Genomic DNA, 13,271 nt, shown 5'->3' with positions numbered 1-13,271 from the left:
CTAAATGGCGGCTGGAGCTTACTAAAGTGAGGACACAAAGTGAGGAGTGACTCTATGCGGAAGATGATTATTGCCCTGGTTGCGGTGGTCGCGGTCAGCGGCTGCACCTCGACTGAGAAGGACGTGGTTGGCGGCGGCTTGATCGGCGCCGGTGTCGGCGGCTTGGTCGGCGGCGGTAAGGGCGCGCTGATCGGCGCGGCCGTGGGTGCCGGTTCCGGCCTGCTGGTGCGCAACCTGCGCAACGGCTATTGCCAATATCGCGATCATCGCGGCCGGATCTACACGGCTCGCTGCAACTAATTCGGCGATAATCGAAACGTCGATCCGGAGGCCGGTCCGCCGGCTTCCGGGTTTTTGATGTCTGGATGCTTCCCCCTTGTCGGCAACGGTCGCGCTCAATTGGCGAGTGGAATTTTGATTTCCACGTTCAGCCCATTGGCTTGGTAATCCCGTTTGATCGTACCGCGCAATTCGCGCGTCACGTTGAGGTCGATCAGCTTGGTGCCGAATCCGGTCTCGGCGGGCGCTTCAAGTTTCTTCTGCCCGTTTTCGCGCCAGTTGAGAGCCAGCACCCTGTCGCGCCCTCGGCCTTCGAGCGACCAGTCCACCTTCAGCGCCCCAACGGAATTGCCGGCCTCGCCGTATTTCAGCGCATTCGTCGCCAGTTCGTGGAAGGTCAGGCCGAGCGCTTGCGTCGTGGTTTCGTCGAGCAGCACCTGTGGTCCCGACAACAGCTCATCGGGCAGCTCCTTGCCGAACACCTGACCCAGCTCGATGCGCAGGAGATCGCCAAGATCGGCCTTCTGCCAGCGTGAGCGCGTCAGCATGTCCTGGGAGGCCGCCATCGCCTGCAGCCTAGCCGAGAAGGACGCTGAAAACTCGTTGACGTCGGTCGCCCGCGATGCCGTCTGACGCGCGATCGCCAGCACCCTGGTGATCGAATTCTTGATGCGATGCTTCATCTCCTGCAGCATCAGGTCTTTTTCGATCAGGCTCTTTTCCGTCGTTTCGTGCAATCGCGACGCTGCCTCATAGGCCCGCTCCTGATAGCGCGCCACAAGCGCGATTGCGCCCGCCAACAGCAGGCCGAACAGCCCCAGCATCACCGGAATGGCGCGCGACGACGGCTGCGAGAAGGCGCTTGTCGGCCGGAACAGGACAGTCCATGGCTGTCCGGCGACGATGATCTTTCGCGTGACCAGCAGCCTGTTCCCGAAAGTGGAAGCCGGCGGCGTCTCCGACCGGAACAACAGATTGTCGCCGTTCACGGCACCATCGCCATCATAGATTTCGGTGTTGACCGGCAAAAGCGGCGACCGGCTGAGCGCGGTCTGGAACAGATCGCGAGCCCGGAAGGCCGCATAGAGAAAACCTGATGTCGAGGATCTCGAAGCATTGATGACGTCGGGAGCGGTTTCGACATTGAGCCGCACGAAAACGAAGAAGCCGGTGAACGTCTGCGCGGCGCCCGTGTCCTGGCCCAGCTGCACCAGCCCGCTGGCATGCTGCTGGTCGTCGGACATCGCCTTTTCGATCGCCGCACGCCGCACCGGTTCGCTGAACATGTCGTAGCCGATGCCGGCTTGATTGGATGGATCCAGCGGTTCGAACAGCACGATAGGGGTGCGCCAGGGTTGCGTGGTGTCCGGGTAGATTGGATGACTGACGCCATAATCGTGCAGCATGTCGCGTTCGACCGTCGCCTCGTCGCCCGTCTTTGCCAGCCTGAGGAAGCCGATACCGCGCAAGCCGGCGAAATTCTTGTCGACATCGAGCGCGGTGAAGAAGGCCTTGAACTCATTGCGAGAAATATCGCCATTGCGGGCGTCGAACAGGGCCTGCGTCGAGCGCAGCAGCGACAGATGCAGGTCGATGCGGCTCTCGATCCGGTTGAGCGCATCGTCGGCAGTCGCCTCGAACTTGATGCGCGCGGCTTCCTGCGTGGCGAAGTAGGCAAAACCTGCCATCACCATGCTGATCAGCGCGACGGCGATAAAGGCGATGATCGGGAAAAGCTTCTTCAACGGATCGTGCGGTCCCTGAGCAATGTCGGACCTTTATGCGCAAGTCGCCCTGCCAACACAATGCCAAGGCCAAGCCATCCCTACGGCTGGCATATCACGTGTCCGGCAACCGCGATCTGGCTTGATCTCAGGCCGCGATCTTCAGCGCGCCCGGTCCGGGAATGGCGCCTGGCGGGCATTTGCCCAGAATGATCATGCCCAGCACCTCGTCCTGGGTGACATCAGTGGTGCGGGCGGTGCCGACCACCTGGCCGTTCTTCATGACGCAGACCCGGTCGGCAAGCTCGAACACATCGTGGATGTCGTGGCTGATCAGGAAGATGCCGATGCCGTCGGACTTCAGCTGCTTGACCAGTTCGCCGACCTGCGTCGTTTCCTGCGGACCAAGTGCGGCCGTCGGCTCGTCCATGATCAGGATGCGGGCGTTGAACAGGATCGCACGCGCGATCGCCACCGATTGCCGCTGGCCGCCCGACAGCTTGATCACCGGCTCCTTGAAACGCTGGAACCGGGGATTGAGCCGACCCATCACCTTGCGCGCCTCGGCCTCCATGGCAACGTCGTCGAGCGTGCCCCAGGCGGTCATCAACTCGCGGCCGAGGAACAGATTGGCGGCGGCGTCGACATTGTCGGCCAACGCCAGCGTCTGGTAGATCGTCTCGATGCCGTATTTCTTGGCGTCGCGCGGGTTGGAGATCGATGCCTCCTCGCCGTTGACGAAGATCTGGCCCGAATCGCGCTTGTAGGCGCCGGACAGGATCTTGATCAATGTCGACTTGCCGGCGCCATTATGGCCGAGCAGCGCCACGACCTCGCCGGGGAAAAGATCGATCGAGGCGTCGTCGACGGCGCGGATGCCGCCAAACGCGATCGAGATGTTCCTCATGTCGATCAGCGCGGTGGCTGCAGGAGCAGTCTTGTCAGTCATGGCATGCCCTCCTAGACGCGCTTGCGATAGACGGTGTCGAGCCACACGGCGATCACCAGTACGGCGCCGACGACGATGCTCTGCAGCGGCGAGTCGACACCAAGCAGCACCATGCCGGACTGCAGCGATTGCATCAGCAGGGCGCCGAGCATGGCGCCGATGATCGTTCCCGACCCGCCGGCTAGCGACGTGCCACCGATCACGGCGGCTGCAATGACGAGCAGCTCGTCGAGCGTTCCAAGCACGTTGGTGGCCGAATTCTGCCGGGCCGAGGAGATCGCCGCGGCAATCGTGGCCAGCACGCCCATGATCATGAACACCTTCATGGTGATCCAGCGCGTGTTGATGCCGGCGAGATTGGCCGCCTCGGGATTGCCGCCGATGGCGAAGACATAGCGGCCGAAACGGGTGCGGTTGGTGATGAAGGTCATGACCAGCCCGACGGCGACCGCCATCAGCACCGGTATGGCGATACCGTGGGCGATGAACAGGCCGCCTTCGGGAACGGTGATGTTGTTGGCGGCCGCATATCTGTTCACGATGCCGATCGGCCAGGGGTAGGAGTTGGCGAGCCAGACCGCACCCATGATGGCGCCGCAGGTGACGACACCGAGCAGCGCCTCGGCCCAGATCGGACGTAGCGGAAAACGGAAACGCTTGCGCTGCACCCGCCCGTTGAACAGCCCAAACACCACGGCGAGGCAGGCGACGATCCCGACAACCCAGCTCCAGGTTGCGCCGATCGATCCCGCCGGCCCGCCGCCCATCAGCTGAAAGGTGGCGTTAAGCGGCGCCACGGTCTGGCCTGATGTGACCCACCAGGCAGCACCGCGCCAGACCAGCAGGCCGCCCAGCGTCACGATAAAGGCGGGCACTTCGAGATAGGCGATGACGAAGCCTTGAAAGGCGCCGATCAACAGGCCGAGCGCCAGGCCGATGACCAGCGCCAGGGCCCAGATCCACGGATTGCCGAGTTCGAGCCCGACAAAACGCACCAGGAAATGCACCTGGGCAAATCCCATCACCATGCCGATCAGGCCCTCGGCGGAACCGACCGACAGGTCGATGTTGCGCATGACGATGACCAGCACCATGCCGCAGGCCATGATGGCGACCGCGGATGTCTGCACCGACAGGTTCCACAGATTGCGCGGCGTGAGAAAGGTGCGGCTGTCGAAATCGAGCGGGTTGACGCCGAGGCGCAGGCTGGAAATGACATGCAGCCCAATCCAGATGACCAGCAGCGCGCCGATCATGCCGAGCATCCGGGTGTCGATCTCGGTCGCCTTCAGGAACCGGGCGACGGCGCCGAGTTCCGACGCGCGCGCCGTATCGGCCTGCGGGTTGGACGTCGTGTCGGTCATGATTTCCTCCCACCGGCTGGCCGTCTGACGCGCATGCCGGAGCCCAGCCTAGAAGCTATCCGCATGATGCGGAAACACAATTCTTTGAGAAAACGCCGCGGCTTTTGGGCCGCGGCGTTCAGATATTTCGAAGTGGTCCGGATCAGTTACAGGCCGCGACGGTGCCGGCAGCGACACCCGCGCAGACTTCGTCCTTCTTGATCCAGCCAGCGTCGATGACGACGTTGAGATTGTCCTTGGTGATGGCAACCGGAGTCAGGAACAGCGACTTGACGGTGTTGCCGCCCGGCGTCGTGAAGTCCTTGGCGCCGGCGATGTCGCTCGTCTTCTTGCCGTCGGCCAGTTGCGAGGCGATCTCGGCGGCATTCTTGCCGAGCTCGCGCGCGTCCTTCCACACCGACACGGTTTGCGTGCCCAGGGCGATGCGGTTCAGCGCGGCGTGGTCGCCGTCCTGCCCCGAGACCGGCACGGTGCCGGCCAAGCCTTGAGCCGTCAGCGCCGCGACGACGCCACCGGCAGTGCCGTCATTGGCCGCGACCACCGCGTCGACCTTGTTGTCGTTGGCGGTCAGGAACTGTTCCATGTTCTTCTGGGCGTTGGCGGGCAGCCAGCCATCCGTGTAGGCTTCGCCGACATTCTTGATCTTGCCGCTGTCAATGGCTTCCTTGAGCACTTCCATCGAGCCCGAGAACAGGAAGTCGGCATTGGGATCGGCACCGGAGCCCTTGATGAAGACGTAGTTGCCTTCCGGCTTGACCTTGAACACTTCGCGGGCCTGCATGCGGCCGACTTCCTTGTTGTCGAAGGTCAGATAGAAAACATCCTTGTTCTCGATCAACCGGTCATAGCCGACGACCGGAATGCCTTCGTCCAGGGCTTTCTGCACGGCCGGGCCGATGGCCGAAGCATCCTGCGCCAGGATGATCAGGGAATTGGCGCCCTGCGAGATCAGGCTTTCGACGTCCGTAAGCTGCTTGCCGGGATTGGACTGCGCATCGGCGGAGATGTACTTGTCGCCGGCGGCCTCGATCGCCGTCTTCATGGCGGCCTCGTCGGTCTTCCAGCGTTCCTCCTGGAAGTTGGACCACGAAACGCCGACGACTTTGTCCTTCGCCTGCGCGACAGACGCGAGCGTCAGCGACATGGCGGCACCCGCCAGGATGGCGGCTGTGAATCTTTTCATATTATCCTCCCTGCGCCGCGTATGGCGCGACCAAACTGGCCCGAAGGCCGGCACAAAGGCCCTATTTTTTCGAGCCTCGAAAAAATACTGGGCCAACGCCCGAACGCTGTCAACATCGATTCTGATGGATTTTGATGTCGTTTCGAATTTTTTTCGGGCCTCGGAATAAATAAATGACACGGCGCGCGGCTTCTGCCAGTATTTGACCGCGTCACCGACAGCGTTCCAGGGCAGGAAGAACCGCGGCGACCGGGAGGATATGAAAGAGCATGTCGGTCGGAATCCGCCACGACGATTTGCGCCGCCGCAACCGCGCGATGGTGATCGCGGCGGTGCGCCGCGCCGGACAGCCGTCGCGCACCGAGATCGCCGCAACCACAAGCCTCAGCCATTCGACGATCTCGGCGATCTCATCCGACCTGATCGTCGAAGGTATCCTGACCGAAAGCAAGCCGAGCGAGGCCGGCTCGCTCAAACGCGGCCGTCCGCAGGTCGGCCTCAGCCTCAATCCGGAAGCGGCCGCGGTAATGACCGTGGTGCTGTCGCTGAACTTCCTCTCGGTCGCCGTCATCGACTATGCCGGCCAGGTAATATCCGAGGAACAGCGCCGGCTCGACACGCTGACGATGTCGCGCGACTCGCTGATCGGTGAGTGCACGGCAATCGTGCGGCGCCGCCTGGAAGATCCCGACCTGGACGTGCGCAGCATCGCCCGTATCGCGCTGGCCGTCCAGGGCATCACCGACACCCGTGCCCGCGCCATGCTGTGGTCGCCGATCACGCCGCACACCGACATCGCCTTCGCCGACATATTCGAAGACGAGTTCGGCATCCCAGCCATTATGGAGAACGATTGCAACATGATGGCGGTGGCGCTGCGCTGGCGCGACCCCGATCGTTACCGCGACGATTTCATCGCTATCCTTTTGTCGCACGGCATCGGCATGGGGCTGGTGCTGAAGGGCGAATTGTTCACCGGCACCCATTCCTCGGGCGGCGAATTCGGCCACATGATTCATCGGCCGAACGGGGCGCTGTGTCGCTGCGGACGGCGCGGCTGCGTCGAAGCCTATGCCGGCAATTATGCCATCTGGCGCAACGCGCGGCAGATGGGCGAGGATGCAGAACCCGTCGCCGATGTCAGCGATGCCGACATGCGCGCCCTGGCTGCCGCCGCCCGCGAAAGGGACGGACCCGAACGGGAAGCCTATCGCAAGGCCGGCGAAGCGCTCGGCTACGGCCTCGGCAGCCTGTTCGCGCTGATCGATCCGGCGCCGGTCGCCATGGTCGGCGTCAGCGCCGCCGCCTTCGACCTGATCGAGCCGGCATTGCGGCAAGCGATTGCCCAGACCGCCGGCGGCCAGCATTCCAAGTCGATTTCCTTCGACACCGAGCCGAACGAACTGCCGCTGATCCGCGAAGGCTGCGCCATGCGGGCGCTAATCTTCGTCGATCAGGAGATTTTTGCGCCGGGCGTGCAGGCGAGATCCGGTCTCGGCGGCAAGAACGTGGCGTGAGTTCAAACGAGGGAGTTCAGTCCTCGCGAATGGCGTAACCCGCCCCACGGATGGTGCGGATGACATCGGGCATACGGCCGTTGTTGACCGCCTTGCGCAGCCGGCCGACATGCACATCGACCGTGCGTTCGTCGATGTAGATCGTCTCGCCCCAGACATTGTCGAGCAGTTGGCTGCGCGAGAACACGCGGCCTGGATGGCGCATCATGAATTCAAGCAGGCGGAATTCCGTCGGCCCGAGCCGGATTTCGCTCTTCTTGCGATAGACACGGTGCGATTCGCGATCGAGCACGATATCGCCGACCTTGAGCACGCTGGACAGCACTTCCGGCTTGGCCCGGCGCAGCAGCGCCTTGACCCTGGCCATGAACTCCGGCGTCGAGAAAGGCTTGACCAGATAGTCGTCGGCACCGGTCGAGAGGCCGCGCACGCGGTCGCTTTCCTCGCCTCGCGCGGTCAGCATGATGATCGGCAGCCGCTCGGTCTCGGGACGCATCCTTAGCCGGCGGCAGAGTTCGATACCGGAAACCGCAGGCACCATCCAGTCGAGCACCAGAAGGTCTGGAACGTTCTCCTGCAGCCGGATTTCGGCCTCGTCGCCGCGCGTCACCACCTCGACCTGGTAACCTTCGGATTCGAGATTGTAGCGGAGCAGCACGCCTAGCGGCTCCTCATCCTCCACCACCATGATGCGTGGCGCGATCATCGGCTGGTCACCCCTGTCATGCCGCTGGCGCGGACATTGCCGTCTCGTCCTGCTTCGGACGGTTGGCTGGCAACTGCGTGCCGGTCAAAACATAATAGGCATTTTCGGCGATGTTGGTCACGTGGTCGCCGATCCGCTCGAGGTTCTTGGCGCAAAACAACAGGTGCGTGCACGCCGTGATGTTGCGCGGATCTTCCATCATGTAGGTCAGAAGTTCGCGGAACACCGATGTGTATTTGACGTCGATGCGTTCATCATTGTTTCTGAGCGTGGCAAGCGCTGCCGCGTCAGCGGCGGCATACTCGTCGACGACCCCCTGCACCTGGATCAGCACCAGCTGCGCCATTGCGTCGATCGAATGCGAAAGGTCGTGCGGCGTGACGCTCAGCCCGACAGTGCCGACGCGCTTGGCGATGTTCTTGGCAAGGTCGCCGATGCGCTCGAGGTCGCCGGCCATGCGGATCGAACCGACCACCGCACGCAGATCGTTGGCCATTGGCTGGCGCTTGGCGATCAGCGTGATGGCACGATCGTCCAGCTCGCGCTGGCGTGCATCCATGATGGCGTCGTCGGAAACCACCCGCTGCGCCAGCGCATTGTCCGAATTGAGCAAAGCCCTGGTCGAGCCACCGACCATCGAGCGGGCGAGATCGCCCATGTCGCGGATCAGCTGGCTGATCTGCTCCAGATCCTCATCGAAAGATGCAACGGTATGTTCACCCATGATCTTCGTCCCTCATATGCCAGAGATCAGCCGAACCGGCCGGTGATGTAGTCCTGGGTGCGTTTGTCGTCGGGGGTGGTGAACATCTTGTCGGTGGCGCCCTCCTCGACCAGATAGCCAAGATGGAACATCGCGGTGCGCTGCGACACGCGCGCTGCCTGCTGCATCGAATGGGTGACGATGACGATCGTATAGTTCTGACGCAGTTCGTCGATCAGTTCCTCGACGCGAGCGGTGGCGATCGGGTCGAGCGCCGAACACGGTTCGTCCATCAGGATCACCTCGGGCGACACGGCGATGGCGCGTGCAATGCACAGGCGCTGCTGCTGGCCACCGGAAAGACCCGTGCCAGGTTCCTGCAAACGGTCCTTGACCTCGTTCCAGATCGCCGCCTTCTTCAGGCTGGACTCGACGATCTGATCCATGTCGGCCTTGCGCTTGGCCAATCCGTGGATGCGCGGACCATAGGCGACGTTCTCGTAGATCGACTTTGGGAACGGATTGGGTTTCTGGAACACCATGCCGACGCGCGCCCTGAGTTCGACGACATCGATGTTCTTGTCGTAGATGTCCTCTTCGTCGAGCGTGATCTTGCCGGTTACCCGTGCTGAATCGATGGTGTCGTTCATGCGGTTGAGGCAGCGCAGGAAGGTGGACTTGCCGCAGCCGGAGGGGCCGATCAGCGCCGTCACCTGGTTCAGGCGGACGTCGAGATCGACGTCGAACAGCGCCTGCTTCTCGCCGTAGAACACGCCGACCTTGTCGCCGCGCATTTTTATCACTTCGTTCGACTTCATCTTGTCGCCCACTGCGTTTTCAAGGGACTGTTCGGTCATGATGTTCATACCAAAATGCCTTTTTTCTACCAGCGCCGCTCGAACCGACGCCGAAGCACGATCGCGGTGATGTTCATGGCCATGAGGAAGACGAGCAGGATGATGATGGCGCCGGACATACGCTCGACGAAGGCGCGTTCGGCCTCGTTCGCCCACATATAGATCTGCACCGGCAGCGCGGTGGCCGGATCGAAAGGCGTCGTCGGTGGATCGGCGACGAAGGCGACCATGCCGATCAACAGCAGCGGCGCGGTTTCGCCGAGCGCGCGCGCAAGACCGATGATGGTGCCGGTGAGGATGCCGGGCGCGGCAAGCGGCAGGATGTGCTGGAACACCATCTGCATCTTGGAGGCGCCAAGGCCGAGAGCTGCCGAGCGGATCGACGGCGGCACCGCGGCAAGCGCGGCGCGCGTCGCGATGATGATCGTCGGCAGCGTCATCAGCGTCAGCACCAGGCCACCGACGAAAGCGGCGGAGCGTGGCATGCCCAGGAAATTGATAAACACCGCGAGGCCGAGCAAGCCGAAGACGATTGACGGCACTGCGGCCAGATTGTTGATGTTGACCTCGATAAGGTCGGTGAAACGGTTCTTCTTGGCGAATTCCTCCAGATAGATGGAGGCGGCGACGCCGATCGGCAGCGCGAGCAGCAGCACGATCACCATCATATAAAGCGAGCCGATGATCGCCACGCCCATGCCCGAGGTTTCCGGGCGGCTGGAGGCGCCGTAGGTGAACAGGCCGCTGTTGAAGTGCTCGGCCATCGCGCCCTCGGCCTTGAGCTTGTTCATCCAGGTGATCTGCTGGTCCGAGACCTTGCGTCGCGCTTCCTCGACACTGAGGTCGATCTGGCCCTTGAAAGCCGAGTCGAGATTGGCGGCGGCGAGGATGTTGACGTCGCGTGTCGTGCCGATCACCGAGGGATCGGCGGCAACGATGTCGCGCAACTGGACGCGGGCGCCTTCCGAAAGGAAGCCCTTGAGCTTCTGGATCATCGGCTTGTCATCAGGAGAGATGCCGAGCTTGGCCACCAGCGCGTTTTCTGCGAGCTTGGGATAATTCGCCTTGATCAGAACGCTCGGATCGGTTGCGCGCTTGCCGGAAGGATCGATCACCTTCTCGTCGAACGTGATCGGCAGCGATACCGTCGTCTGCCAGAAGGCGGTGTAGCCTTTCGAGACGATGGTGATCAGCATGATTGCCAGGAACGCCAGGCCTACGGAAATCGCCACGACGCCATAGATGCGGAAACGGCGTTCGGCGGCGTAACGGGCCTTCAGGCCGATGTCGCGGCGCGGATGGGCCGCCGGCCTGACCATCGTATCCATGGGAATGTCGGTCATTCGTACTGCTCCCGATATTTGCGCACGATGTAGAGCGCGACGATGTTCATCACCAGCGTCAGCGTGAACAGCGTCAGCCCGAGCGCGAAGGCGACCAGCGTCTGCGGCGAATTGAACTCGAGGTCGCCGGTGAGCTGGTTGACGATCTTGACGGTGATGGTCGTCATCGCCTCGAACGGGTTGATGGTGAGGTTGGCGGCGACGCCCGCCGCCAGCACGACAATCATCGTTTCGCCGATGGCGCGCGAGGCAGTCAGCAGGATGGCGCCGACGATGCCGGGCAGTGCCGCCGGCAGGATCACCCGCTTGATCGTCTCGGAGCGGGTCGCGCCGAGGCCGAGCGACCCGTCGCGCATGGCGCGCGGCACCGCGGTTATGATGTCGTCTGAGAGAGAGGAGACGACCGGGATCAGCATGACGCCCATGACCAGGCCGGCGGTGAAGATGCTCTGGCCCTGGATGAACGGCGAGCCGCCGGTCAGCGCCGCTGACAGGTCGCGCAGGAACGGCCCAAGCGTGACGACGGCGAAGATGCCGTAGACGATGGTCGGTATGCCGGCCAGCAGTTCAAGCGCCGGCTTGACCACCGAGCGCACCCTGGGCGTTGCGTATTCGGCCATGTAGACAGCCGACATCAGCCCGACCGGCACCGCAACCAGCAGCGCGACGGCGGCGATATAGAGCGTGCCGGCAAGAAGCGGGATCAGGCCGAACTGGCCCTGGCTGCCGCCCGAACCGGCAGCGGCAAAACGCGGATCCCAGACCGTGCCGAAGAAGAAACTCATCGGCGAGACGCTCTCGAAGAAGGTGATCGTCTGGAACAGCATCGAAAGCACGATGCCGACGGTGGTCAGGATGGCGATGGTGGAGGCGGCAAGCAGCCCCCACAGCATCAACCGCTCGACATTGTTGCGCGCCCTGGCGCGCGGCTCGATCTGCCTGAGCGCATAGAAGGCGCCGGCGATCGAGGAAGCCAGAATGACAATGGCGCCGAACAGGCCGAGCCGGTCCTGGACCTTGTTCGCCTCGACGGCGATCGGGATCATGTAATCCTGTGTGTCGCTCGCCAGTGCCACGCCCTTGGCGGCGAGCAGCGGCTGCAACTCGGCAAAGCTGGCAGGCATTGCGGCCAGTGTGCCAGCATCGAGTTTGCGCAGGCCCCTGGCGAGGCTCTTTACCAGGCTGACATCCAGTGCCTCGCTGGCAACCTTGCTGTCGACGGTACGCTCGGGCAAGGCAGCGTGGATGTGCCGGTCAAGATAGACCGAAGAACCGACGGCCCAGACGGCAAGCAGCAAAAGAGCAGGCAGGACGGCGAGCAGGAAGGCCCACCAGCCGTGATAGTGGGCACGCGAATGCGGCTTGACTTTGCCATTGTCCTGGGCCGCGGCACGCTGCCGGCCGATGAAAAAGGCAACCAGGCCGACGGCAACGACGATGGCCAGTACGAGCAAGGACGACATGGACCCACCCCAAGGGAAATTCTAACGCAGCCACCATTGCGGCCTGCGGTGAAACCGGGGCGCGGATTTGACCCGCACCCCGGTTCGGCAGCTTGATTACATCGACTTTCCGGCGGCGAAAGCGTCACGCTGGGCCTGACGCTCGGCATCCGGAGCAGCAACGAGGCCGTATTCGGCGAGCGGGCTTTCCGGGCCAACCATCTGGTCGTCGAGGAAGAACTCGACATATTCCTTGAGGCCGGGAACGACGCCCAGATGCGCCTTCTTGACGTAGAAGAACAGCGGGCGCGAGACGGGATACTTGCCGCTGGCAATCGTCTCGGTCGAAGGCACGATACCTTCCACGGTGGCGACCTTCAGCTTGTCGGCATTGTTCTCATAGAAGGCGAGGCCGAACACGCCGACGCCGGTCTTGTTGGAGTCGATGCGGGCGAGCGTCTCGGTATAGTCGCCATCGATGTCGACGGCCTTGCCGTCCTTGCGGATGGCAATGCAGGTTTTGCCGATTTCCTTGTCGTCGGCAATGCCGGCGGCCTTGAGAGCAGCCTTGTCACAGCCGGCATCGAGGAGCTTGGTCTCGAACACTTCGCGCGTGCCGTGCTTTTCGCCCGGAATGTAGGCGGCGATGTCCCAGTCGGGCAGCTTCGGATTGACCTGGCTCCACTTGGTGTTCGGATTGTCGACGAGCTTGCCGTCGACGACCAGCTTGGCCGCGAGCGCCTTGTAGATGTCGGCGGGAACCAGCGCCCAGTCCGGGCCCTTGATGTCGGTGGCGAAGACGATGCCGTCATAGCCGATCCGGACTTCCTGGACTTCCTTCACGCCGGCGGCGGCGCAGGACTTGAGTTCGTCCGCCTTGATCGGACGCGACGAGTTGGCGATGTCGATCGTGTCTTCGCCGACGCCCTTGCAGAATTCCTTGATGCCGGCGCCGCTGCCGCCGGATTCGACGACCGGGGTCTTGAAGTTGGTGAACGTTTCGCCGAACTGCTCGGCAACGATCTTGGCATAAGGTAACACGGTCGATGATCCGGCGACCTGGATCTGGTCGCGCGCGGCGGCGAAGCCGGACGACGCGGCGAGCGCAAGCGCAGCGGCCGACGCCGTATAGAGGAATTTCTTCATGTGGCCTGCTCCTGTTCGGAAGATGGTCTCTCGGCGCTCGTCAGTCGGCGCCCGCTGA

Annotated in this window: 12 protein-coding genes; 2 read left to right on the top strand and 10 right to left on the bottom strand. The window is 62.9% G+C overall.

Annotated features, from left to right (window positions below):
• The first annotated feature begins 54 nt into the window (after window positions 1–54).
• Window positions 55–300: a YMGG-like glycine zipper-containing protein gene (locus tag EOC83_RS19265; RefSeq protein WP_013529278.1), complete on the top strand. Its 246-nt coding sequence runs from the start codon at window positions 55–57 to the stop codon at window positions 298–300.
• A gap of 95 nt (window positions 301–395) precedes the next feature.
• On the opposite strand, the gene EOC83_RS19260 is transcribed toward EOC83_RS19265, so the two are convergent.
• From EOC83_RS19260 to xylF, 4 genes are all read right to left on the bottom strand, one after another.
• Window positions 396–2,024 carry a CHASE domain-containing protein gene (locus EOC83_RS19260; protein ID WP_063169143.1) on the bottom strand — a complete coding sequence of 543 codons (1,629 nt, stop codon included), beginning with the start codon at window positions 2,022–2,024 and terminating at the stop codon, window positions 396–398.
• 127 nt (window positions 2,025–2,151) lie between these two features.
• Window positions 2,152–2,952 carry an ATP-binding cassette domain-containing protein gene (locus EOC83_RS19255; RefSeq protein WP_063169144.1) on the bottom strand — a complete coding sequence of 267 codons (801 nt, stop codon included), beginning with the start codon at window positions 2,950–2,952 and terminating at the stop codon, window positions 2,152–2,154.
• 11 nt (window positions 2,953–2,963) lie between these two features.
• A complete protein-coding gene (locus tag EOC83_RS19250) occupies window positions 2,964–4,316 on the bottom strand; it encodes a sugar ABC transporter permease (RefSeq protein ID WP_063169145.1) in 1,353 nt (450 codons plus the stop codon).
• Between the two features lie 142 nt (window positions 4,317–4,458).
• A complete protein-coding gene (xylF, locus tag EOC83_RS19245) occupies window positions 4,459–5,499 on the bottom strand; it encodes a D-xylose ABC transporter substrate-binding protein (RefSeq protein WP_013529274.1) in 1,041 nt (346 codons plus the stop codon).
• Between the two features lie 269 nt (window positions 5,500–5,768).
• Here xylF and EOC83_RS19240 point away from each other — a divergent pair, with 269 nt between their 5' ends.
• A complete protein-coding gene (locus EOC83_RS19240) occupies window positions 5,769–7,016 on the top strand; it encodes an ROK family protein (RefSeq protein WP_063169146.1) in 1,248 nt (415 codons plus the stop codon).
• A gap of 16 nt (window positions 7,017–7,032) precedes the next feature.
• On the opposite strand, the gene phoB is transcribed toward EOC83_RS19240, so the two are convergent.
• The 6 genes from phoB to EOC83_RS19210 form a co-directional block, all read right to left on the bottom strand.
• Window positions 7,033–7,722, bottom strand: coding sequence for a phosphate regulon transcriptional regulator PhoB (gene phoB / locus EOC83_RS19235; protein WP_010911896.1), 690 nt, complete (start codon window positions 7,720–7,722; stop codon window positions 7,033–7,035).
• 16 nt (window positions 7,723–7,738) lie between these two features.
• Window positions 7,739–8,446, bottom strand: coding sequence for a phosphate signaling complex protein PhoU (phoU, locus tag EOC83_RS19230; protein WP_013529272.1), 708 nt, complete (start codon window positions 8,444–8,446; stop codon window positions 7,739–7,741).
• Between the two features lie 26 nt (window positions 8,447–8,472).
• On the bottom strand, window positions 8,473–9,291 hold the full coding sequence (gene pstB, locus EOC83_RS19225; RefSeq protein ID WP_013529271.1) for a phosphate ABC transporter ATP-binding protein PstB: 819 nt from the start codon (window positions 9,289–9,291) through the stop codon (window positions 8,473–8,475).
• Between the two features lie 17 nt (window positions 9,292–9,308).
• Window positions 9,309–10,625 (bottom strand): phosphate ABC transporter permease PstA, encoded by a 1,317-nt coding sequence (gene pstA / locus EOC83_RS19220; RefSeq protein WP_063169147.1) that lies wholly within the window; start codon window positions 10,623–10,625, stop codon window positions 9,309–9,311.
• Complete coding sequence (gene pstC / locus EOC83_RS19215) at window positions 10,622–12,088, bottom strand: phosphate ABC transporter permease subunit PstC (protein WP_063169148.1); 1,467 nt, start codon at window positions 12,086–12,088, stop codon at window positions 10,622–10,624. The genes pstA and pstC overlap by 4 nt, the downstream gene beginning before the upstream one ends.
• Before the next feature lie 96 nt (window positions 12,089–12,184).
• The gene (locus EOC83_RS19210) at window positions 12,185–13,213 is read right to left on the bottom strand and encodes a substrate-binding domain-containing protein (protein ID WP_027163159.1); all 1,029 of its coding nucleotides are present in this window, start codon (window positions 13,211–13,213) and stop codon (window positions 12,185–12,187) included.
• Between the last annotated feature and the right edge of the window lie 58 nt (window positions 13,214–13,271).

This window comes from Mesorhizobium sp. Primo-A, assembly GCF_003997175.1.
GTDB classification, from domain to species: domain Bacteria; phylum Pseudomonadota; class Alphaproteobacteria; order Rhizobiales; family Rhizobiaceae; genus Mesorhizobium; species Mesorhizobium ciceri.
Note: the sequence above shows the minus strand (reverse complement) of the source record. Positions and strands in the feature narration are given on the sequence as shown.